The 22,165-nt window shown below is 69.6% G+C and carries 16 protein-coding genes; 5 read left to right on the top strand and 11 right to left on the bottom strand.

Going from position 1 to position 22,165, the window contains the following annotated elements:
* Nucleotides 1–16: 16 nt before the first annotated feature.
* Genes JOD52_RS06720 through JOD52_RS06705 form a run of 4 tightly spaced genes read right to left on the bottom strand, consistent with a single transcriptional unit; the run spans nt 17 to nt 3,934 of the window.
* Nucleotides 17–355, bottom strand: coding sequence for a non-heme iron oxygenase ferredoxin subunit (locus tag JOD52_RS06720; protein WP_204409154.1), 339 nt, complete (start codon nt 353–355; stop codon nt 17–19).
* A complete protein-coding gene (gene sufD / locus JOD52_RS06715; protein WP_204409153.1) occupies nt 355–1,704 on the bottom strand; it encodes a Fe-S cluster assembly protein SufD in 1,350 nt (449 codons plus the stop codon). The genes JOD52_RS06720 and sufD overlap by 1 nt, the downstream gene beginning before the upstream one ends.
* Nucleotides 1,704–3,131: a Fe-S cluster assembly protein SufB gene (gene sufB / locus JOD52_RS06710; protein ID WP_017823631.1), complete on the bottom strand. Its 1,428-nt coding sequence runs from the start codon at nt 3,129–3,131 to the stop codon at nt 1,704–1,706. Before sufB ends, sufD begins: the two co-directional genes overlap by 1 nt.
* On the bottom strand, nt 3,128–3,934 hold the full coding sequence (locus JOD52_RS06705) for a helix-turn-helix transcriptional regulator (protein ID WP_204409152.1): 807 nt from the start codon (nt 3,932–3,934) through the stop codon (nt 3,128–3,130). The genes sufB and JOD52_RS06705 overlap by 4 nt, the downstream gene beginning before the upstream one ends.
* A gap of 220 nt (nt 3,935–4,154) precedes the next feature.
* On the opposite strand from JOD52_RS06705, the gene JOD52_RS06700 reads away from it, so the two are divergent.
* Together JOD52_RS06700 and JOD52_RS06695 are read left to right on the top strand one after the other, a co-directional pair.
* The gene (locus tag JOD52_RS06700; RefSeq protein ID WP_204409151.1) at nt 4,155–5,213 is read left to right on the top strand and encodes a glutathione S-transferase family protein; all 1,059 of its coding nucleotides are present in this window, start codon (nt 4,155–4,157) and stop codon (nt 5,211–5,213) included.
* A gap of 106 nt (nt 5,214–5,319) precedes the next feature.
* Nucleotides 5,320–6,171, top strand: coding sequence for an ABC transporter ATP-binding protein (locus JOD52_RS06695; RefSeq protein WP_204409150.1), 852 nt, complete (start codon nt 5,320–5,322; stop codon nt 6,169–6,171).
* A gap of 110 nt (nt 6,172–6,281) precedes the next feature.
* Here the strand turns inward: JOD52_RS06695 and JOD52_RS06690 are convergent, their stop codons facing one another.
* Both JOD52_RS06690 and istA read right to left on the bottom strand, forming a co-directional pair.
* The gene (locus JOD52_RS06690) at nt 6,282–7,028 is read right to left on the bottom strand and encodes an ATP-binding protein (RefSeq protein ID WP_338124028.1); all 747 of its coding nucleotides are present in this window, start codon (nt 7,026–7,028) and stop codon (nt 6,282–6,284) included.
* Nucleotides 7,025–8,587: an IS21 family transposase gene (gene istA, locus JOD52_RS06685; RefSeq protein WP_204408388.1), complete on the bottom strand. Its 1,563-nt coding sequence runs from the start codon at nt 8,585–8,587 to the stop codon at nt 7,025–7,027. The genes JOD52_RS06690 and istA overlap by 4 nt, the downstream gene beginning before the upstream one ends.
* A gap of 171 nt (nt 8,588–8,758) precedes the next feature.
* Between istA and JOD52_RS06680 the strand changes: the two genes are divergently transcribed.
* The 3 genes from JOD52_RS06680 (at nt 8,759) to map (ending at nt 11,534) form a co-directional block, all read left to right on the top strand.
* Entirely contained in the window at nt 8,759–9,550 is a 792-nt protein-coding gene (locus tag JOD52_RS06680) for an ABC transporter permease (RefSeq protein WP_204409149.1), read from the top strand.
* Between the two features lie 95 nt (nt 9,551–9,645).
* Nucleotides 9,646–10,722 (top strand): COX15/CtaA family protein, encoded by a 1,077-nt coding sequence (locus JOD52_RS06675; RefSeq protein WP_204409148.1) that lies wholly within the window; start codon nt 9,646–9,648, stop codon nt 10,720–10,722.
* On the top strand, nt 10,719–11,534 hold the full coding sequence (gene map, locus JOD52_RS06670; RefSeq protein WP_031307138.1) for a type I methionyl aminopeptidase: 816 nt from the start codon (nt 10,719–10,721) through the stop codon (nt 11,532–11,534). Before JOD52_RS06675 ends, map begins: the two co-directional genes overlap by 4 nt.
* 20 nt (nt 11,535–11,554) lie before the next feature.
* Here the strand turns inward: map and JOD52_RS06665 are convergent, their stop codons facing one another.
* The 5 genes from JOD52_RS06665 to JOD52_RS06645 form a co-directional block, all read right to left on the bottom strand.
* Nucleotides 11,555–13,450 (bottom strand): HNH endonuclease signature motif containing protein, encoded by a 1,896-nt coding sequence (locus JOD52_RS06665; RefSeq protein WP_338124056.1) that lies wholly within the window; start codon nt 13,448–13,450, stop codon nt 11,555–11,557.
* 30 nt (nt 13,451–13,480) lie between these two features.
* Nucleotides 13,481–15,442, bottom strand: coding sequence for a 1-deoxy-D-xylulose-5-phosphate synthase (locus tag JOD52_RS06660; RefSeq protein ID WP_204409147.1), 1,962 nt, complete (start codon nt 15,440–15,442; stop codon nt 13,481–13,483).
* A 314-nt stretch (nt 15,443–15,756) separates the two neighbouring features.
* Nucleotides 15,757–18,570, bottom strand: coding sequence for an aconitate hydratase AcnA (locus tag JOD52_RS06655; protein ID WP_259885247.1), 2,814 nt, complete (start codon nt 18,568–18,570; stop codon nt 15,757–15,759).
* A gap of 184 nt (nt 18,571–18,754) precedes the next feature.
* Complete coding sequence (locus JOD52_RS06650; protein WP_204409145.1) at nt 18,755–20,077, bottom strand: class I SAM-dependent RNA methyltransferase; 1,323 nt, start codon at nt 20,075–20,077, stop codon at nt 18,755–18,757.
* On the bottom strand, nt 20,074–22,092 hold the full coding sequence (locus tag JOD52_RS06645; protein ID WP_017823642.1) for an APC family permease: 2,019 nt from the start codon (nt 22,090–22,092) through the stop codon (nt 20,074–20,076). The genes JOD52_RS06650 and JOD52_RS06645 overlap by 4 nt, the downstream gene beginning before the upstream one ends.
* Nucleotides 22,093–22,165: the final 73 nt, after the last annotated feature.

Raw genomic sequence — 22,165 nt, 5'->3', positions numbered from 1 at the left:
GATGTGTCAGGGGGATTCAGGCGGTGAGGGTCGCGGTCGGGTCGACCGAGATCTCGCCGGTGGTCTCGTCCACCCGCACCGGGTACACCGGGACGGGCAGGACGGCGGGCAGCTGCAGCGGGCGGCCGGTGCGCAGGTCGAACTGGCTGCCGTGCTTCCAGCACTCGAGGGTGCAGCCCTCCACGTCGCCGTCCGACAGCGGGACGTCCTCGTGGGAGCAGCGGTCCTCGATGGCGTGGACGCCCCCGTCCTCGTCGCGCACCAGGGCGATCTCGATGCCGCCGACGATGACGTCGATCGCCTCGCCGGGGGCCAGCTGATCGAGGGTGGCGACGGGGACGAAGGTGCCCGACATCAGTTCATGCTCCGCTCGAGCTCGTTCTCGATCGAGTCGAAGAGGTGCTCGCGGATCTCCGGGACGTCGATCTTCTGGATCAGCTCGGCGAAGAAGCCGCGCACCACCAGACGACGCGCATCCTTCTCGGGGATGCCGCGGGCCTGCAGGTAGAACAGCTGCTCGTCGTCGAAGCGACCGGTGGCGGCGGCGTGGCCGGCACCCTCGATCTCCCCGGTCTCGATCTCGAGGTTCGGCACCGAGTCGGCACGCGCCCCCTCGGTGAGCACCAGGTTGCGGTTCAGCTCGTAGGTGTTGGTCCCCTCGGCCTGCTTGCGGATCAGCACGTCGCCCACCCACACGGAGCGGGCCTTGGCGCCCTGCAGCGCGCCCTTGTAGGCCACGTCGGAGGTGCAGTTGGGGGCGGCGTGGTCCACGAACAGGCGGTGCTCGAGGAACTGGTCGGCGTCCGAGAAGTACAGGCCGAGGTTCTCGACCTCGCCGCCGGGTGCGGCCAGCTCACCGATCACGTTGACGCGCACGCCGCTGCCCCCGAGGGAGACCACGATGTGCTTGAGCTTCGCGTCCCGACCCACGCGGGCGTGGTGGGTGGCGATGTGCAGTGCGTCGTCATCCCAGTCCTGCAGGGCGATGACGGTCATCTGCGAGTTGTCGCCGACCACCATCTCCACGTTCTGCGCGTACTGGGCGGTGCCGGTGTGGTTCAGAACGAAGGTCGCGCTGGAGGACTCCTCGGTCTCCAGCACGATGTGCGCGTTCCCGCGGCGCTCGGCACCCCGACCGGTGATCGCCACCCGGAAGGGCTCGGCGATCTCGGCGTTCTTGGGGGCCACCAGGTGCAGGGCCTCCGCGCACCGGGCGGAGGCCACGGCGCTGGTGAGGTCCTCGGGCACCAGCACGGTCCCGCGGGGGGCCTGGCCCGGGGCCAGGTTGGACACGTCGGTGGCTCCCTGGGGGACCTGGACCTGGTAGTCCAGGGCCGGGTCGCCCTCGCGGTCGTCGGTGGCCGTGTCCTCGAACAGCGGCGCGAAGCGGCGCAACGGGGTGAAGCGCCACTCCTCGACCTTGGAGGTGGGAACCTCGTGATCGGCGAGCTCGAAGGAGCGCTTGCGGTCGCCGCGGTTGGCGGCGCCGTGCGCGGCGGACTTCTCCGCCTCCTCCCCCGGAAGCGAGATGGCCTCGTCCTCCAGTACCGGGCCGCCCTCGCGGGCGTCCTGGGCATCGGTCTCGTGCAGGGCCTCCTGGGCAGAGACGGGTGCGGCTCCTGCCGCGTGGCCCACGGCCTCGTTGGCCGTCGGGTCGCCGGCGCTCTCGGCGCCCTTCACATCGGTGACATCGGACGAGGTCATCAGCCGACTGCTCCTTCCATCTGCAGTTCGATCAGGCGGTTCAGCTCGAGGGCGTACTCCATGGGCAGCTCACGCGCGATCGGCTCGATGAAGCCGCGCACGATCATCGCCATCGCCTCGGTCTCCTCCATGCCGCGGCTCATCAGGTAGAAGAGCTGCTCCTCGGAGACCTTGGAGACGGTGGCCTCGTGGCCCATCTGGACGTCGTCCACGCGCACGTCGACATAGGGGTACGTGTCGGTGCGGGAGATCTGGTCCACCAACAGGGCGTCGCACAGCACGGTGGAGGCGGAGTGCTCGGCACCCGGCATCACCTGCACCAGGCCGCGGTACGAGCTGCGCCCACCGCCGCGCGAGACCGACTTGGAGACGATCGAGCTGGAGGTGTTCGGTGCCATGTGCACCATCTTGGAACCGGTGTCCTGGTGCTGCCCCTCGCCGGCGAAGGCGATCGAGAGGGTCTCACCGCGAGCGTGCTCGCCCATCAGCCACACGGCCGGGTACTTCATGGTGACCTTGGAGCCGATGTTGCCGTCGACCCACTCCATGGTGCCGCCCTGCTCCACCGTGGTGCGCTTGGTGACCAGGTTGTACACGTTGTTCGACCAGTTCTGGATGGTCGTGTAGCGAACGCGGGCATCCTTCTTCACCACGATCTCGACCACGGCCGAGTGCAGGGAGTCGGACTTGTAGATCGGGGCGGTGCAACCCTCGACGTAGTGCACGTAGGAGCCCTCGTCGGCGATGATCAGCGTGCGCTCGAACTGGCCCATGTTCTCGGTGTTGATCCGGAAGTAGGCCTGCAGCGGGATCTCTACGTGGACGCCCTTGGGGACGTACACGAAGGAGCCGCCGGACCACACCGCGGTGTTGAGGGCGGAGAACTTGTTGTCCCCGGCCGGGATCACGGTGCCGAAATACTCCTGGAACAGCTCGGGGTACTCGCGCAGACCGGTGTCGGTGTCCACGAAGATGACGCCCTGCTCCTCTAGATCCTCGCGGATCTGGTGGTAGACGACCTCGGACTCGTACTGCGCGGCGACGCCGGCGACCAGACGCTGCTTCTCGGCCTCGGGGATGCCGAGCCGGTCGTAGGTCTCCTTGATGTCGTCGGGCAGCTCCTCCCAGGAAGTGGCCTGCTTCTCGGTGGAGCGCACGAAGTACTTGATGTGGTCGAAGGCGATCCCGGACAGGTCCGGGCCCCAGGTGGGCATCGGTTTTTTGTCGAAGAGCTTCAGCGCCTTCAGGCGGCGCTCCAGCATCCACTCGGGCTCGTCCTTCAGGCGGGAGATGTCGCGGACGACGTCCTCGCTCAGGCCGCGCCGCGCGCTGGCGCCGGCCGAGTCCTCGTCGTGCCATCCATAGGCGTAGTTGCCGATGGAGTCGATGATCTCGTCCTGGCTGAGCTGCTCTGGTGCGCTCGTCATGGTGTCCTTCCCTCGGTGAGCGGAATGTGGGTCGTGCAGGCGTGTGCACCCTGGGCCAGCGTTGCTAGACGCTGGACCGGGGCGCCGACGATGCGGGAGATGACGCGGGTCTCGGCCTCGCACAACTCCGGATGTCCGGACGCGACGTCCAGGACGGGGCAGTGCCCGTGGCACAGCTGTGCCGTCACGAGCGTACGCGGCCGGGAGCGCCCACGGGCACCGGCGGCCGGCATGGGGACCGTGAGCGGTCGCACCGTGGTGGCGTAGCCGCGGGAGGTGAGCAGCTCGGCGAGCAGCTCCACCCGACGGGCCACGGTGACCCGCTCGCCCTGCGCGGTCCTCTCGGCGACCAGCGCCTCCAGCTCGCTCTCCCAGTCGGCGACGCGCCTGTCGGCGAGCCGCTGCACGGCTTCGGGGCCGCCGGCGCGGGCCAGCTCCTCCATCGCCAGGACGGCGAGCTGGTCGTAGCCACCGGTGAGCGACTCGTGGGCGGAGGCGGAGAGCACGAAGGCCTTGGAGGGGCGTCCGCGCCCGCGGTGCCCCACGGGCATCTTGTGCTCGGCGATGACCCGGTCCGCCTGGAGGGCGGCGAGGTGTCGACGCACGGCGGCGCTGGTGAGGCCGAAGCGCTCGGCGAGCTGGCGGGCGGTGACCGGCCCGTGGGCGGAGATCGCGTCGATCAGGCGGTCACGTGTGTCGCGCAGGTCGATGGTGGCGCCGGGGTCCGTAGTGTCGGCCCCGGTGGCGGCGGGCCCGGAGGAGGTGGGTCGCTGAGTGCGGTCCTGGTGGATATGGGGGTCCATCTGCTCCTCCTTCCATGGGTCTGAGCGGGCGCCGAGGCAACCCTCGCGACGCTTAATAGACAAGCGTACGCTTGCGTAAACGGTATCGCACTCGGCCGTCGAAGAGTGAACCCCGCCCGCGTGAGGAGACACACCGTCTCCCGATCTCCACCCCCCTTCCCTGTTGCTTCACTTTTCAACTATAGTGGGGTCATCAGGTTCCACGACAGGAGAGGACGACATGAGCACCCAGGAGACGAACGAGCACGACCAGAAGGGCAGCTACGTCCACAAGGGCAAGTCCTTCGACCGGGACATGAACTACATCCCCACCCGTATCACCAAGGACGGCGAGGACGGCTACCCCGTCGAGGCGGATCGCTACCGTCTCGTCGTCTCCCGGGCCTGCCCGTGGGCCAACCGCACCATCATCGTGCGGCGCCTGCTGGGCCTGGAGGGCGCGATCTCCATGGGCATCGCCGGCCCCACCCACGACAAGCGCTCCTGGACCTTCGACCTCGATGAGGGCGGCAAGGACCCGGTCCTCGGCATCGAGCGCCTCCAGGAGGCGTACTTCAAGCGCATCCCCGACTACCCCCGCGGCATCACCGTGCCCGCGATCGTCGACACCCGCGACGGCGCCGTGGTCACCAACGACTTCGGACAGATCACCCTGGACATGGGCAGCCAGTGGACCGAGTTCCAGCGCGAAGGCGCCCCGGACCTCTACCCCGAGCACCTGCGCGCCGAGATCGACGAGCTCAACGACTGGATGCTGCACCGCATCAACAACGGGGTGTACAAGACGGGCTTCGCCGGCTCCCAGGAGGCCTACGAGAAGGAGTACCACCTGCTGTGGGAGGCCCTCGACGAGCTCGAGGAGCGCCTGTCCACCCGCCGCTACCTGATGGGCCCCTCGATCACCGAGGCCGATGTGCGCCTGTTCCCCACCCTGGTGCGCTTCGATCCGGTGTACCACGGCCACTTCAAGGCCAACCGGCAGACGCTGGCCACCATGCCCAACCTGTGGAACTACCTCAAGGACCTGTTCCAGACCCCGGGCTTCGGCGACACCATCGACTTCCAGCACATCAAGGAGCACTACTACGTGGTGCACACCGACATCAACCCCACCCAGATCGTGCCGCTGGGCCCGGACATGAGCCACATCATGGAACCCCATGACCGCGACCGCTTCGAGACCGACACCTGGGGCCCCGGTGGCACCGCCCCCGAGCCCCCGCTGGCCTCCGAGGTGGTCGATCCCGCGCACACCCCGCTGCACGTGACCGGTCGCTGACCCCTCCCCTTCGTCGTACCTGCGCCGCCCCTCGAGGGCGACGCGCCCGCCCGGCCCGGGTGGTCCGTCCCTGGACCACCCGGGCCGCGCCTACGATGGGGGCGCCATGGACACCGACTCCCCCGCCCTCCTCGCCGAGGACCTCTCCCTCTCCTACGGCCCGCTGCGTGCCCTGGACGGCCTGGACCTGAGGGCCGAGCACGGCGAGGTCACCGCCGTGCTGGGCCCCAACGGCGCCGGCAAGACCACCGCCATCTCCTGCGCCACCGGCCTGCTCAGGCCCGACGGCGGCAGCATCCGCGTGCTCGGCCAGGACCCCTGGCGGGCCGGACCAGAGCACCGCGCCCGCATCGGTGTCATGATCCAGGACGGCGGCCTCACCTCGGGCGCCCCCGCCAAGACCCTCCTGCGCTACGGAGCGAGCCTGCACGCCGACCCGCTGGACGTGGACGAGGTCTCCGAGCATCTGGGGATCGACGACTTCGCCAGCACCCTGGTGCGACGGCTCTCGGGAGGCCAGCGGCAGCGGCTCGCCCTGGCGCTGGCCATCATCGGCCGCCCGGAGCTGGTGTTCCTCGACGAGCCCACCGCCGGCATGGATCCCTCGATCCGCCGCCGTGTGCGCACGCTGATCCGGGGTCTCGCCCGCACCGGCACCGCCGTGGTGCTCACCACCCACCTGATGGACGACGTGGCCGGGCTGGCAGATTCCGTGTGCGTGATCTCCCGGGGCCGCGCCCTGGCCTCGGGATCGGTGGACGAGGTGATCAGCGACCACAGCGCAGGGAAGGGAGCGGCGTCATTGCATGCCACCCTGCGGGACGTGGCGCCCGCATCCCTCGACGCCCTCACCGCCGACCTGCGCGACCTGGCCTCCCGGCACGGTGCCCGACTCGAGCTCGGTTCCGGCGGAGCCGCTGATCTGGAGGGCGTGCTGCTGGACCTGATGGAGGAGTGAGTATTCGTAGTCGTGGGAGCCACCGAATCTTGCTCTTGGGGACCGCCGATCGTGCCGACGGGGGCCAGTAGCCGCCGCGGTGGGGACCACTGGCTCCCGCCGGCATCGGGTCACTGGGGCAGTGCGGTGTGTTCTCGCATGTTCCTGTCGCCGGTGTCGATCCAGATTGTGTTGTGCACGATGCGGTCCATGATCGCATCGGCGTGGACTGCTCCACCGAGCCGGGCGTGCCAGTCCTTCTTCGGGTACTGGGTGCAGAACACGGTCGAGCCGGTGTCATAGCGGCGCTCGAGCAGTTCCAGCAGCATCGAACGCATTCCCTCGTCAGGATGGTCCAGCAGCCACTCGTCGATCACCAGCAGCGAGAACGTGGAGTACTTCCGCAGGAACTTCGTCTGGCCCTGCGGCTTGTCCTTTGCCAGGGCCCAGGCCTCTTCGAGGTCGGGCATTCGGATGTAGTGGGCTCGGAGCCGGTGCTGGCAGGCCTGCTTCGCCAGCGCGCAGCCGAGGTAGGACTTCCCTGAGCCGGTGAAGCCCTGGAAGACCACGTTCTGTTGCCGCTGGATGAAGGAGCAGGTTGCCAGTTGCGCGATCACGTTCCGGTTCAGTCCCCGTTCCTCGACCAGATCCAGCCGCCGCAGGTCCGCTCCGGGATAACGCAGCCCCGCCCGGCGGATCAGACCCTCGACCTTTCCATGATTGAAGATGGAATGCGCCTCGTCCACGATCAGCTGGAGCCGTTCCTGGAACGACATCCCCAGCACGTGAGCCTCATCCTGGGCATCGATCGCGTCCAGCAGCGCGGTCGCGCCCATCTCGCGCAGCTTCCGCTTCGTGTCGTTATCGATCACGCTCACCGGACACCTCCGGCGTAGTAGTCGGCGCCACGGACGTATCCGCCGTCTTCCGCGGGTTCCTCGCGGGGTGGACGCAGGGCGGCGACCTTGTCCTGCCCGGTGGCCAAGATCGGGTGCAGATGCGCATAGCGCGGTGAACGGACCCGTCCCGTCAGCGCGAGTGCGCAGGCCGCCTCGACCCGATCTACGGAGAAGCGGCGAGAGAGCCGTAGCACCGCCAACGCGGGATCCAGGCCCTGTTCCACGATCGGCACGGACTCGAAGATCCGCTGGATCACGATCACCGTGGCCGGCCCGACCCGATCTGCCCACGCCCGCACCCTCTGCGCGTCCCAGGCCTGGAAACGCTCGCCCGCAGGTAGGTCCGCGTCGTTGGTGCGGTACTCATTGCTCGCGGTCTCCGGGAGCAGCAGGTGACTGGTCAGTCGCTGGCTGCCCTGATAGATCTCCAGCGTCCGGGCCGTGATGCGCAGATCGACCTTCGCGCCGATGTGCGCGAACGGCGCGGAGTAGAAGTTCCGCGCGAACGTGACGTGCCCGTTCCTGCCCACTCGTCGTCCGTAGTGCCATGTCGAGATCTCGTAGGGCACCGCCGGCAGCGGCGTCAGCAGCGGCCGCTCCTCCGCGTCGAACACGCTGGCGCGGGATCCGGGCCGCTTCTGGAACGGCTCCGCGTTATAGGCCTCCATCCGCTGCCCGATGGCGGCTGCAAGTTCGGGCAGGGACGTGAATCGCTGATCCCGCAGCCCGGCGATGACCCAGGTCGCGACGTGCGCGACGGTGTTCTCCACGCTCGCCTTGTCTTTCGGTTTCCGCACCCTCCCCGGGAGCACCGCCGCCGAGTAATGCGCTGCCATCTCGCGATACGCATCGTTCAGGACGATCTCGCCCTCGCGGGGGTGCTTCACCACACCGGTCTTGAGGTTGTCCGGAACGATCCTCGGGACCGTCCCGCCCAGCGCCTCGAACATCGCTACGTGCGCTCGCAGCCAGGACTCCTGGCGCATATCCAGCGCCGGGAAGCAGAACGCGTAACGAGAAAAAGGCAGGCAGGCAACGAACAAGAACACCTTCGAGACCTCGCCGGTGACCGGATCGGCCAGCTCCATCGTGGGGCCGGACCAGTCGACCTCCACGCTCTGGCCGGCCTTGTGACCGACTCTCGAAGCGGCACCGGTGACCATGACGTGGTGCTGGTAGGTGCGGCAAAACCGGTCATACCCCATCGCCGGATCCCCAGCCGCCGTGGTCGCGTCGAAGTACTCGCCGTGCAACAGCTTCAGCGTCACGCCGACCCTGGCCATCTCTCGATGGACCTGTTCCCAGTCCGGCTGTGCGAACACGCTCTCGTGCTCGCCCCGGCCCGGGAACAACCGGGCATACACCTGCTCATCGGCGACGTCCGCGATATCGCCCCACCCGATCCCTGCAGCGTCAGCGGCCTCGAACACCGCCCTCACGGACTTGCGGGACATGCCCTGCGAGGACGAAATCGCTCGCCCCGACAGACCTTCTGCGCGCAGCTGGAGCACCAGCTTCGCCCTGATCTTCCGTACCATTCCAGATTGCTCCTTCCGCCGCGTGCCCTATACACACGGCGGAAGGAGCGTAGACAGAGCGGCCCCAACGACACCACTGGTGGTCCCGAACGACGCCACCGCTACGGCAGCGACGTGGCACCCGAACCCTCGATCAGCGGACCCCAGCGAGGCGAATATTCAGGAGGACGCATGAGCACCCGGACCCCCACTCCCCACGCCGCCGACTCCCACATCACTGCCCCCGCTCCCCCACTGCGCCGGATCCTCTCCCACGCCGCGTTGGAGGCCCGGATCCTGCTCACCAACGGCGAGCAGATCCTGGTGGCGATCGTGATGCCCGCACTGGTGCTGATCGGCCTGCGGGTGCTGCCCGTGGGCCGGCTGGACGGCGTGGCCCCGATCGACACCGCCATGGCCGCCACCCTGTCCACGGCACTGGTGTCCACCTCCTTCACCTCCCAGGCGATCCAGACAGGTTTCGACCGCCGCAACGGGGTGCTGCGCTGGGTGGCCACCACCCCGCTGGGTCGCGACGGCTACCTGGCCGGCAAGATCCTCGCCACCCTCGGTGTGCACGTGCTGCAGATCCTGGTGCTGGGCCTGCTGGGGCTGGCGCTGGGTTGGCGGCCGGAGCCGACGGGCCTGGTGCTGCTGGTGCTGGGGTGGATCCTGGGGACCGTCGCCTTCGGATCGCTGGGGATGCTGGTGGCGGGCACCCTGCGCACCGAGGCCGTGCTGGCCGTGTCCAACCTGCTGTTCCTGCTGTTCGTCTCCGTCGGCGGCATCGCCTTCCCACTGGTCAGCTACCCGCGGATCCTGCGGGGCCTGGTGGACCTGCTGCCCTCCGGTGCGCTCGGCGAACTGATGCGGGCGAGCCTCGCCGGCGGGCCCTTCCTGCTGGGCTCGTTCCTGGTGCTGCTGGTGTGGGCCGTGGGCGGGGTGCTCGCGGTGATGCGGTGGTTCCGCTGGACCGATTCCTGAGTCACGGCCGCCGCTTCTGAGTGACTGCTCGCATTCCGCTCGTCGCCACGCCGCCGGGCGCCTGGCTTTCAGACATGCTCCCTAGAATCGTCGGCATGTCGTCCCAGCCCGCCGAGACCCTGGTGCCGCGCGCCTCCGACCCCCTGCCCGAGCAGCACGGTCGCATCAGCACCCTGCCCGATCCCCGACTGCCGTCCTGGTCCGCCGCGCGCCGGGCGCGGATCGCGGCCATCGCCTTCTGGGGGAACCTGGTGTGCCAGATGGGGATCATCCTGTCCGGCGGGGCGGTGAGGCTCACCGGCAGCGGCCTGGGCTGCTCGACCTGGCCCAACTGCGAGCCCGGTCAGTTCACCCCGGAACTGACCCTGGAGGCCGGGATCCATCCCTTCGTCGAGTTCGGCAACCGCACCCTCACGGGGGTGCTGGGGATCTTCGCCATGGCCGTGCTGCTGGTGTCCTGGCGGTGGCTCCGCCACAAGGGTGTGGGCTTCCGCCGCCTGGCGTGGGTCCCGCTGATCGGGACCGCGCTGCAGGCGATCATCGGTGCGTTCGTGGTGTGGCTGGACCTGCACCCGGGCCTGGTGAGCCCTCACTTCCTGATCTCGCCCGTGATCGTCGCGGCATCGACGGTGCTGGTGGTGCGCCTGTACGACGGTGACGGCACCGCCCGCCGCGTGGTCGGATGGCCCACCGTGGGGCTGTACGCCGTCCTGGCCGCGCTGGGCTTCACCGTGCTGGTGCTGGGGACCCTGGTCACCGGCACCGGTCCGCACTCCGGTGACGACGGGGACATCACCCGTATCGCGATCGACCCGCTGCTGATCTCGCGGATCCACGCCGGATCGGTGTGGCTGTTCTGCGGCCTGCTGGTCGCACTGCTGGTGCTGGTGCACCGCTCCGCAGGCGGGCGCCAGGTGCGTGCCGCGGCGTGGACCCTGGTGGGGCTGACCGTGCTGCAGGGCGTGATCGGCTACGTGCAGTTCTTCTCCGGACTGCCGGAGCTGCTGGTGTTCTTCCACCTGCTGGGGGCCGCCCTGTTCGCCGCCGGCATCGCCTGGGTGGGGGCGCGTCTGGTCACCTGGCGCGCTGCGGAGAGCGATCCGAGCGATCCAGAGGACCGCTTTGCGGAGGATCTCCCCGATGGCACTCTGACCGACGGGGGTGCGCGATGATCCGCGGGCGCAGACGCCGCCGCCGGGACTCCACCATGGACCTGCCCACCCTCGAGCAGGCCCGGCCCGCCGGTGAGTTCGTCGCCTCGGTGCTCACCGAACTGCGCCGCACGGTGGATGTGGGCTGGAACCTGCTGGACGTCGATGCCCGCGCGCACGAGATGATCCGTGAGGCCGGCGCGACCAGCTGCTATCTCGACTATCACCCCGTGTTCGGCTCCTCTCCCTTCGGCTACGTGATCTGCACGTCCGTCAACGACGGGGTGCTTCATGGCCGCCCACGCGATCAGGTGCTGGCCGACGGTGACCTGGTGTCGCTGGACTTCGCCGTCGAGGTGGAGGGATGGGTGGCAGATTCCTGCGTCTCCTTCGTGGTGGGTGCGCCCCGCGCGGAGGACCTGCAGCTGATCGCCGACACCGAATCGGTGATGTGGGCCGGGATCCGCCAGGTACGCGCCGGCAACACGGTGGGCGACATCGGGCATGCGGTGATGAACGAGGCTCACCGCCTGGGCTACACGATCAATGAGCAGTTCGGTGGCCACGGCGTGGGTCGCACCATGCACGAGGCCCCCTTCGTGCCGAACCACGGTGTGCCCGGCGGCGGGACCGAGCTGGTGGCCGGTCAGCTGATCACCGTGGAGCCGTTCCTGATGCCCACCACCGATGACCTGATGGTGGACGAGGAGGACGGCTGGACGCAGCGCTCGGTCGACGGTTCCCGCGGCGCGCACGCCGAGCACACGCTGTGGGTCACCGACGGCGACCCCGTGGTGCTCACGGCGCGGCCGGGCATGGAGATCCGGCTCTGATCACGCGAGCTTCTGCATGATCACAGGGGCTCCAGATCCTCCACCGGGATCCAGTACTCGGGGACGAACCATTCCTGCATGACCTCCGGCGGTGGGATCCACCAGTCCTCGGGCGGGTCCGTGACGCGAGTGCCATCGGCGTCGCGCACCAGGATCTCCGGCTCGACCCGGATGCTCGATCCGGTTTCAGCCGGTCGGGTGCCGCTCATCGCCGCCTCGCTGCGCCGTCGCGTGGGTGCGACGCACAGTTCTTCCTGAAGCCTCGGAGGCCGACTGGTGTAGCGGTGACCACTGGGGGTGGTGATGGTGAGATCTCCCGTCCCTCCCTCGCCCGAGGAGCTGCGGGTGCTCCAACCGGGGAGCTCTGCCACCTGGTTCAGGCGTTCGCAGGTGCCCACCCCGTTCTCGGGTGTCGTCCCGCCGCCATCGGCGTAGCCCTGCGCATGGTGGACGTGTCGGATCGGGGCATCGCACCAGGGCCCGCGGCAGCGCTGGTCCCGCGCCGTGATGAAGGCACGCACATGCCCCGTGAACGCGCGCCGACGCGCATCGATCGCAGTGAGGTCGCCGCTGACCGGGTCCGTGTACAGACGGCGCAGCCATCGGGACGCTCGGGGTTCCGGGCGATCCTCGTCGATGCCCGGACGCCTCTTCCCTGGGTCAGCATCCGGACAGCTCTCCTCTGGTACGGCGGAAGGCCGTACGACTGGTGACGCGGGCGGATCCGGGAGGAGAGAGCCGGTCAGTGCCAGGTTCCTGGCAACAGGACCCGGGATCGGATGGCCGTCGATCAAGGCGACATCATTGCCGCCCGCGAGCAGAGTCGCATCGGTCATCAGCAGCTGGATCTCGACCGGGATGATCTCGCCCTCGCCGACACCGGTGACCCGCTGGACCAGGGTGTCGGCCATGACAGCTCCTCGGGAGCGCTCATCGCCCTGGGCCTTCGCAGAGCCGGCGGCCTGCGTCAGTGCGACATAGGCGGCGACGCCCTCGCGGGTGGGCAGCAGAGCGGACAACCGCATCATGCCCTCCCCTGCGGCGCGCTGGGTGACGGTGCGCAGGGCGGTATTGCGGCGGATCCGCGCCACGGCCGCTTCGGCATTCAGCCTGTCGGCGATCCCCCGCGCGACTCGGCCGGCTCCGCGGGAGGTGAGATCCGGCAGCCGGGGCGCGATCTCGGCATCGACGGTGTCGCGCTCCTCGTCGTCCAGCACGAGAACGGCCCGGGCGACCTCCTCCGCTGCCCAGCCGGAGATCTCCCCCTGCTCCAGCAGTGCCACCGTGCGAGGCATCGACTCCACAAGCACCCGTCGCAGCGACAGCTGGTTGCCTGCGGAGGCCGGGGAGATGCGTCGCGCAAGACCGATCTCGTGCCCCACCCCGCTGCCTGCCTTCGCCGCTGGGATCCCGGCGGCCCGCTCCGCTTGCACACGTACGGACCGCAGGTGCACCTCGAGCCGTGCCTGAGCGGCGTCCAGCGCGTTCTTCATCTGCTCGATCTGGCCGATGGCCTCGATCAGGGCATGGTTTGATACCGCCACTGGTTCAGTCGTGAACGCGCCGGAGCCCTGCGTGGTAGTTGCAGAGGATGCGTGCGTGGGTCGAGAGTCGTCCCCAGATACCCGCGTGGCTCGGGAGGTCTCATCGACGAGCTTGCGGACCGCCAGGACCGCGTCAGCGACAGGCGCAAGCAGTACGTGGCGCGATTCGTGTCCCATCGTCGTGTTCACTGCTACCATCCCGTTCACTGCTGCCACCCCCTTCTGCAGGCCCGGACACCCCGCCCGGCAACCACGACCATCGAACCTTTGTTCGATATGTTCCACGATACAGAGCGGGCCGGACAAACGAGGGCGAGCAAGGACGGTTGTGGACAACCTGCTGATTCCCAATGCAGGGAAGACAACCGGCACCCAGCGGGGTCCCGGGTAGCGAGGGCGAGCTCAGCCCAGCAGCGAGCGGACGCTCTCCTCGATGCCTGCGGCGTCCAGCCCGTTGTCACTCAGGATCGCATCGCGCTTGGCATGGGGGATGAACTCCTGGACCACGCCCAGGGTGCGCAGCGGCGGCATCGGCGAGGTGCGCGAGGCACGCTGGGCGAGCCGCACCGCGAGGGCCGCCCCGATGCCGCGCTCGGCCACGCCGTCCTCCAGCGTGACAACGGCCGACGCCGCCCCCGCGAGATCCAACAGTGCTTCCGGCAACGGCAGGGCCTGCACCGGGTCCAGGACCACCACGTTCGGCGCGACCCCCTCGGCAGCGGCACCAGGCACGACACCCATGACCCGCTGCGCGGCCTCCACCGCGCGGTGGGCGAGAGCGCCGATCGTCACCACCAGCACGTCGATCGGGGCCGACGGGTCCCCGGCCAGCACATCCCCGGCCGGAACGCGGTCGATCGCGGGCAAGCCCTCGGGGCAGGCGCCCTTGGGGAAGCGCACCAGGGAGGGGCCGTGGGTGGACAGGGCAGCAGGGACCGCCTCGCTCAGCCGATCACCGTCACGAGGCGCCCACAGCGACAGCCCCGGCACCTGCGCGGCCACCGCAAGGTCCCAGATACCGTGATGGCTGGGGCCGTCGTCCCCGGTCACGCCCGCGCGATCCAGCGTGATGGTGACGTCCTCCTCGTGGAGGGCGACGTCCAGCAACAGCTGGTCGAAGGCGCGGTTGAGGAAGGTGGAGTACAGCGACAGCACGGGCTTTGCACCGCCATGGGCGAGTCCGGCGGCTGTGTCCATCGCGAGCTGCTCGGCGATGCCCAGGTCGAGCACCCGGCCGGGCAGTTCCCGCTGCATCGGGGTGAGGCCCACGGGGTCCACCATCGCGGCACTGAGCGCGACGACGCGGTCATCGGCCCGGGCGGCCTTCAGGATCGTCTCCCCGAAGCGGGCGGTCCAGGTGGTGGCCGGGGCGGGGGCGCCTGCCGGGGGGTACACCTCGGCCACGGTGGGCGGCTCGATCTCGAACGGACCGGTGGCGTGCCAATGGTCCATCACATCGGCCTCGGCACGAGCAAAGCCGGCACCCTTGCGGGTCACCACGTGGACCACGACACCGGAGCGGGCCGGATCCTCGGCAGCAGTCCGGGCCTGCGCCAGAGCGCCTGCGAGGGCAGCGTGGTCGTGCCCGTCGATCGGACCGAGATAGGTCAGGCCCAGGGCGGTGAAGAGGTCCTCGCCCGGGGTCGTGGTGCCGTCGCGGAGGTCCTGCAGGTGGCGGGCGAGCCCTCCAATGGTCGGCGCATAGGAGCGGGTGTTGTCGTTCAGCACCACCACGGTGCCGGAGCCGATGTCGGAGGCCAGCTCGTTCAAAGCCTCCATCCCCACCCCACCGGTGAGGGCGCCGTCGCCGATCACCGCGACCGCACAGCCCGGCTCACCGGCCAGGCGGTGCGCACGGTCGATGCCGTGGGCCCAGGCGATGGAGCCCGAGGCGTGGGAGTTCTCCACCACGTCGTGCGCGGACTCCCCGCGATCCGGATAGCCCGACACTCCCCCGGCGCTGCGCAGACCCTCGAGGTCAGCGCGCCCGGTGAGCATCTTGTGCACGTAGGCCTGGTGGCCGGTATCGAACACGATCGCCTCCCGCGGGGAGTCGAACTCGCGGTGCAGGGCGATGGTCAGCTCCACCACGCCGAGGTTCGGGCCCAGGTGGCCACCGGTGCTCGAGGTGATCTCCAGCAGCCTGCGGCGCAGGGTGCGAGAAAGAGCCGGGAGCTCAGCAGGAGCCAGAGCGCGCAGTGCAGCGGGATCTCCAGGAATGGCGACATCGGCCTGGCCGGGCTCGGCCGGGTCCTGGGTGGCGTCGATGTCCTCGAGGAGCGACTCGGCGACGGCGGAACCGGCGGGCTCGAGGATCTCGGTGGTATCAGCATGCACAGCGGGATGCTCCTGGGTGGTGGGCACGCGGGATCCTCCTCGATCGGAACGGCGGGACACCCACCAGAGTACGGCGCGATGACCTGTGACAACGGGAGGCGTGGTCACATCCGTGCAGATCTTCACGGCGGGTTCACGCCGCGACGCCCCGGTGTGCAACGCGGTGCAGATACCGCGGGCGGGGGTGCATCAAAGCTCTCGGTACGCCCGCGCCCTGGACCTGTCGGTAGGGCCTGCGACGGCGGCGCACGAACGCTGACGGCCCGGGCGGAGTCTCCTCCGTCCGGGCCGTCGGTGATGACTCTTGGCCGCGCCCACCAGCTCGTGGTGGGCGCGGACGATCAGGCCTTCACGAGCGAACGCAGCACGTACTGCAGGATGCCGCCGTTGCGGAAGTAGGCCGCCTCACCGGGGGTGTCGATGCGCACTACGGCATCGAACGTGATCTCGGTGCCATCCTCCTTGGTGGCGGTGACCTTGACCGTCTTCGGGGTCTCGCCGTCGTTCATGGCGATCACACCGGAGATGTCGAAGGTCTCGGTGCCGTCCAGTCCGAGGGACTCGGCGGTCTCGCCGGCGGGGTACTGCAGCGGCAGCACACCCATGCCGATGAGGTTCGAGCGGTGGATGCGCTCGAAGCTCTCGGTGATCACGGCCTGGACGCCGAGCAGCTTGGTGCCCTTGGCGGCCCAGTCGCGGGACGAGCCGGAGCCGTACTCCTTGCCGGCCAGGACCACCAGCGGGATGTCCTGCTCGGTGTAGGCCTGGGCGGCGTCGTAGATGAACTCCTGCTCACCGGTCAGGAAGTTCTTGGTGTAGCCGCCCTCCACGCCGTCCAGCAGCTGGTTCTTGATGCGGATGTTGGCGAAGGTGCCACGGATCATCACCTCGTGGTTGCCGCGGCGGGAGCCGTAGGAGTTGAAGTCCTTGCGCTCCACGCCGTGCTCACGCAGGTAGCGACCGGCGGGAGAGTCGGCCTTGATGGAACCGGCCGGGGAGATGTGGTCGGTGGTGGTGGAGTCGCCGAGCTTCACCAGCACGCGGGCGCCGGAGATGTCCTTGACCGGCTCCGGCTCGGCACCCATGCCCTCGAAGTACGGGGGCTTGCGCACGTAGGTGGACTCCGGGTCCCAGTCGAAGGTGGCGCCCTCGGGGGTGTCCAGGCCCTGCCAGCGCTCGTCGCCGGTGAAGACGTCCTTGTAGTCCTCGGTGAACATCTCCTGGGAGATGTTCTCGGCAATGACCTGCTCCACCTCGGTGGGGCTGGGCCAGATGTCCTTCAGGTACACGTCCTGGCCCTCGGAGTCGGTGCCCAGCGGGTCGTTCTCGAAGTCGAAGTCCATGGTGCCCGCGAGCGCGTAGGCGATGACCAGCGGCGGGGAGGCCAGGTAGTTCATCTTCACGTCGGGGTTGATGCGGCCCTCGAAGTTGCGGTTGCCCGAGAGCACCGCGGTGACGGCGAGGTCGTTCTCGGCGATGGCGTCGGAGATCTCCGGTGCCAGCGGACCGGAGTTGCCGATACAGGTGGTGCAGCCGTAGCCCACCAGGTGGAAGCCCAGTCCCTCGAGGGCGGGCCACAGGCCGGCGCGCTCGTAGTAGTTGGTGACCACCTGCGAGCCGGGGGCCATGGAGGTCTTCACCCAGGGCTTCGCCTCCAGGCCGCGCTCCAGGGCGTTCTTGGCCAGCAGACCGGCGGCCATCATGACCGAGGGGTTGGAGGTGTTGGTGCACGAGGTGATCGAGGCGATCGAGACGATGCCGTGGTCGATCGTGAAGTCGTGCCCCTCCACCGGGGTGGGCTTGGAGGCCCGTCCGCTCACGGCGTGCATCTCGGGGGCCTCACCACCGGATACGTTGTCCGACTGCGGGGAGGCCGGGTCCGAGGCGGGGAAGGAGCCCGAGTCGGAGGGGTCCTTGCGCTCGGTGTCGTCCGCCCCGGCGTCCTCGGAGGCACCCTGCTCGCCGGCGTAGGAGGGCAGCACCTGACGGAAGGACTCCTTGGCCTCGCTGAGGATCACACGATCCTGCGGGCGCTTGGGGCCGGCGATCGAGGGCACCACGGTGGACAGGTCCAGCTCGAGGTACTCGGAGAAGGCGGGCTCGATGGAGGGGTCGTGCCACAGGCCCTGGCGCTTGGCGTAGGCCTCCACCAGGGCCAGCTGCTCCTCGGAGCGGCCGGTCAGGCGCAGGTAGTCCATGGTCACCTGGTCGATGGGGAACATCGCGGCGGTGGAGCCGAACTCGGGGCTCATGTTGCCGATGGTGGCGCGGTTGGCCAGCGGGACCTGGGCCACGCCCTCGCCGTAGAACTCGACGAACTTGCCGACCACGCCGTGCTCGCGCAGCATCTCGGTGATGGTGAGCACCACGTCGGTGGCGGTGGCGGCCGGCGGGATCTCGCCGGTGAGCTTGAAGCCCACCACCTTGGGGATCAGCATGGAGACGGGCTGGCCCAGCATGGCGGCCTCGGCCTCGATGCCGCCGACGCCCCAGCCCAGCACGCCCAGGCCGTTGACCATGGTGGTGTGGGAGTCGGTGCCGACGCAGGAGTCCGGGTAGGCGCGCAGCACGCCGTCGACCTCGCGGGTCATCACGGTGCGGGCCAGGTACTCGATGTTGACCTGGTGGACGATGCCGGTGCCCGGGGGGACCACCTTGAAGTCGTCGAAGGCGGTCTGGCCCCAGCGCAGGAACTGGTAGCGCTCGTTGTTGCGCTCGTACTCCAGCTCGATGTTGCGCTCGAGGGCGTCGATGCGGCCGGCCACGTCGATCATCACGGAGTGGTCGATGACCAGCTCGGCAGGTGCCAGCGGGTTGATCTTCTCGGGGTCGCCCCCGAGCTCCTCGACGGCCTCGCGCATGGTGGCCAGGTCCACCACGCAGGGCACGCCGGTGAAGTCCTGCATGATCACGCGCGCCGGCGTGAACTGGATCTCCGTGGAGGGCTCGGCCTTGGGGTCCCAGGCGGCGATGGCCCGCACGTGGTCGGCGGTGATGTTCGCACCGTCCTCCGTGCGCAGCAGGTTCTCCAGCAGGATCTTGAGGCTGTAGGGAAGCTTCTCGGCGCCGTCGACGGCATCGAGGGCGTAGATCTCGTAGTCGGTTCCGCCGACCGCGAGCGTCTGCTTCGCGGCGAACGAGTCGATCGTGCTCACAGTGCGATCTCCTTCGGGATGGGGCGTCTCCCCCATGGTAGGTGCGTCGGCGCGGTTTCGCGGCCGATGTCGTCTCGGACCGGCGCCGACCGGCTCCTCCGGCGTCGGCCCTTGTGAGGGCCACCGCGCAGCCGATTTATCTTGACGTCAAGATAAATGGTAGCACGCGCTGGTCACCCGGGCATCATCGGGCCACCGGTTCCAGCACCGCCACCGACTCGATGTGGTGGGTGTGCGGGAACAGGTCGAAGGCCCGCAGGTCCACCACGGACCAGCCCGCCTTCTCCGCGGCCGCCAGGTCACGCGCCAAGGTCGAGGGCTCGCAGGAGACGTACACGATCCGGCGTCGCACGGCCCGGGTGAGCAGACCCATCAGCTCCAGGCCGGCGCCGGCGCGAGGCGGGTCCAGCACCACGCAGTCCACGCCGCCGCGACGTGCCTTCACCCAGTCGGTGACATCCGCGGTCGCGGCACTGACCTGCGGCAGGTCCTGGAGGTTCTCGGCAGCGAGCACCGAGGCACGTCGGTTGCCCTCCACCGTGATCACCTGTCCGTCCTCACCCACCTGCTCGGCGGCGACCGCGGCGAACAGGCCCACCCCGCCGAAGAGGTCCCAGGCGCTGCCCCCGCGCGGCGCGCGCAGCGCACCGGCGACCACCTCGCTGAGCAGTTCGGCGGCTCGGCGGTGCACCTGCCAGAACCCGGTCGCGGAGACGGCGAACAGTCGCTCCCCCACCCGCTCGCGCACCAGGCCGTCACCGCGCAGCGGCACCAGCCCGCGGGCGGTGCGCACGCTGACATCGGCATCGCCCCAGCTCGCAGGGACCTCGACCGCCTCCGGGTCGAGACCGCGTCCGATCAGCACCACGCTCGCGGGGCCCGTGGACGGTGCCACCGCATCGACCGCCTCGGTGCCGGGCGGGGCGGTCCACGAGCCCAGGTCGAGCCGTCGGATGGCCTCGGCGGCCAAGGGGTTCTCCCCCACGTCCCGCACCTCGTGGGAGCGCCATCCGCGCATCCCCACCCGGCCGTCCTCGTCCACGGCGAACCGCACGCGCGTGCGCCAGCCCAGCCCGTACACGTCGTGGGGGGCCGGCTCCACCTGCACGTCGTCCAGCGGGTAGGACGTCACATGGGCCCGTCGCAGCAGGTCCTGCAGCACCTCGGTGGCGATGCGGCGCTGGGCCGGCAGGGCGATGTGCACCCATTCCGCACCGCCCACACCATCGGTGCCGGCTTCGGGCCACACCGTGGGAACGCGGTCCAGGCCCGCCTCGAGCACGTCGACCGCCTCGGCGCGCCAGAAGCGCGCGGAGGCCTGTTCCCGGGGGTCGTCGAGCAGCTGCACGGTGACCGTCTCGCCGGGGGCGGTGCCGCGCACGAACACCACACGGCCCTCGTGGCGGGCCACGAAGGTGCCGCCGGTGGCAGGGGCGCCGGCGGTCAGGGTGAGGAACCGTGTCGCCGCGCCGTCGTCCCCGTGACCGTGTTCCTGCTCAGGGCTCATCGGGCCCTCCCCCTTCCTCGCAGTGCGAGCGATCGCACCTCGTCCTGCACCTGGTCCATCGCCTCCTGCGCGCTCCCCAGCTGCCAGGGGACCGTGGCCACCACCACTCGAGGCAGGTGCTCGAGGCGGGCACGGAGCCGACGGGCGGAGTGGTTGTGCAGGAGTGCCTCCCACCAGTGTCCCACCAGGAACTCGGGGATGTAGACGACCACCTCGTCCCGGGGGCTGCGTGAGAGCAGGTTCATCACGTGCGCCAGCACCGGGGCGCTGAACTGCCGGTACGGCGCGTACAGGATCCGCAGCGGGATCTGCACGTCCAGGTCGCGCCAGCGATCGGCCACCGCCCTCCAGTCCACGTCCTCGTCATCGACGATGATCGCCTCGATCGTGGTGGGGCGTGTGGCGGAGGCCACTGCCAGGGCCCGCATGGTGGGGCGGTCCAGGGAGGCGACCAGCACCAGGGCGTGGGAGCGGGACGGCAGTGAGACCGGGTCCACCTGGTCCGCGGGCAGGGCGAGCTCGGCGCGCACCCTCCGGTAGTGGCTGCTCACTGCGGTCATCAGCAGCCACAGCAGCACCATCGCCAGCACCGCCACCCATGCACCCTGCAGGAAGCGGGTCAGCAGCACGATCACCAGCACCACGGTGACCACCACGAAGGCGAAGGCGTTGACCACCCGGCGCCGGGCGATGCGGCGGCGCTGCGCCCCGTCGGTGGTCACGCGCAGCTGGCGGGTGAAGTGGATCGTCATCCCCAGCTGGGCCAGGGAGAAGGAGACGAAGACACCCACGATGTACATCTGGATCAGCAGGCTCACGTCCGCCCCGGTGACCCACACCAGCACGATCGAGGCCAGCGACAGCATCAGGATGCCGTTGGAGTAGGCGAGCCGGTCGCCGCGCAGCCGCAGCTGGCGCGGCAGATGCCGGGAGCGGGCCAGGGCGCTCGCCAGATTGGGGAAGCCGTTGAACGCCGTGTTGGCGGCGAGGAACAGCACCACCCCGGTGCTGATCAGCACCAGGTAGAACAGCGGGGAGGCGGGGGCGAACACGGCCTGGGCGATCTGCGCGATCACGGGGATCTGCTGGTAGTCGACCACCGGTGCGCCCTCCCGGGTCAGCTGGGTGGCGGGGTCCGCGACGTACCGCACCCCGGTGGCCCCGGCCAGCAGGATGATGCCGAGGATGAACACGGAGGAGAGAGCCCCCAGGATCACCAGGGTGGTGGCCGCGTTGCGGGACTTCGGCGGCCGGAACGACGGCACGCCGTTGCCCACGGCCTCCACCCCGGTCAGGGCCGCGCACCCGGAGGAGAAGGCCCGCAGCACCAGGAACGCTCCGCCGAGCGCCGTCAGGCCCTGGTCGAAGGCCGCATCGGGCACGATCTCGAGCCCCGCACTGGGGGCGGCCCCGATCTGCCCGGTGAGGGCCTGCACGCCGCCGGCCAGCAGCAGCAGTCCCAGCGATCCCATGAACAGGTACACCGGTACCGCGAGGGCCCGGCCCGACTCCCGCACCCCTCGCAGGTTCACCAGGGTCACGAGCACGATCAGGCCGATCGCGATCCAGGGCTCCCAGCCGTGCAGGAAGGGCAGACCGCCCGAGGCGTAGTTCGCCGCCTGGGAGATCGCCACCGCCACCGTGAGCACGTAGTCCACCAGCAGGGCGGCCCCCACCGCGCGCCCGGCGCGCTGGCCCAGGTTGTCCTGGACCACGCGGTAGTCGCCCCCGCCATCGGGGTACTCCTGCACGTTGTGGCGGTTCGCGGTGACCACCACGGCCATCAGCGCCACCACCGCGAGCGCCACCCACGGACTGACGGTGTAGGCGGTGACCCCGGCGATCGCGAGCGTCAGCAGGATCTCGTCGGGCGCGTAGGCGACGGCGCTCAGTGCGTCAGAGGCGAACGTGGGCAGCGCGAGGCGCTTGGGCAGGCGCTCGCGGGAGAGGTCCTCCGTGGCGAAGGCACGGCCCAGGAGCGCCCGCTTGAGGGAGGTGGAGGTAAGGCCCGACACGCGGTCAACTGTAAGCCCGCCCGCGCGGAGGTCTATCGTGACCATCGCACGTGCAGCCCCGAGAACTGCGGGG

The sequence above is a fragment of the Brachybacterium muris genome (assembly GCF_016907455.1).
In the GTDB taxonomy this organism is placed as follows: domain Bacteria; phylum Actinomycetota; class Actinomycetes; order Actinomycetales; family Dermabacteraceae; genus Brachybacterium; species Brachybacterium muris.
Note: the sequence above shows the minus strand (reverse complement) of the source record. Positions and strands in the feature narration are given on the sequence as shown.

Excerpts from the sequence above, each read along its gene's own strand:
- JOD52_RS06720 (WP_204409154.1), bottom strand. The coding sequence starts at position 355 with ATGTCGGGCACCTTCGTCCCCGTCGCCACCCTCGATCAGCTGGCCCCC.
- sufD (WP_204409153.1), bottom strand. The coding sequence starts at position 1,704 with ATGACCTCGTCCGATGTCACCGATGTGAAGGGCGCCGAGAGCGCCGGC.
- sufB (WP_017823631.1), bottom strand. The coding sequence starts at position 3,131 with ATGACGAGCGCACCAGAGCAGCTCAGCCAGGACGAGATCATCGACTCC.
- JOD52_RS06705 (WP_204409152.1), bottom strand. The coding sequence starts at position 3,934 with ATGGACCCCCATATCCACCAGGACCGCACTCAGCGACCCACCTCCTCC.
- JOD52_RS06700 (WP_204409151.1), top strand. The coding sequence starts at position 4,155 with ATGAGCACCCAGGAGACGAACGAGCACGACCAGAAGGGCAGCTACGTC.
- JOD52_RS06695 (WP_204409150.1), top strand. The coding sequence starts at position 5,320 with ATGGACACCGACTCCCCCGCCCTCCTCGCCGAGGACCTCTCCCTCTCC.
- istA (WP_204408388.1), bottom strand. The coding sequence starts at position 8,587 with ATGGTACGGAAGATCAGGGCGAAGCTGGTGCTCCAGCTGCGCGCAGAA.
- JOD52_RS06680 (WP_204409149.1), top strand. The coding sequence starts at position 8,759 with ATGAGCACCCGGACCCCCACTCCCCACGCCGCCGACTCCCACATCACT.
- JOD52_RS06675 (WP_204409148.1), top strand. The coding sequence starts at position 9,646 with ATGTCGTCCCAGCCCGCCGAGACCCTGGTGCCGCGCGCCTCCGACCCC.
- map (WP_031307138.1), top strand. The coding sequence starts at position 10,719 with ATGATCCGCGGGCGCAGACGCCGCCGCCGGGACTCCACCATGGACCTG.
- JOD52_RS06650 (WP_204409145.1), bottom strand. The coding sequence starts at position 20,077 with ATGAGCCCTGAGCAGGAACACGGTCACGGGGACGACGGCGCGGCGACA.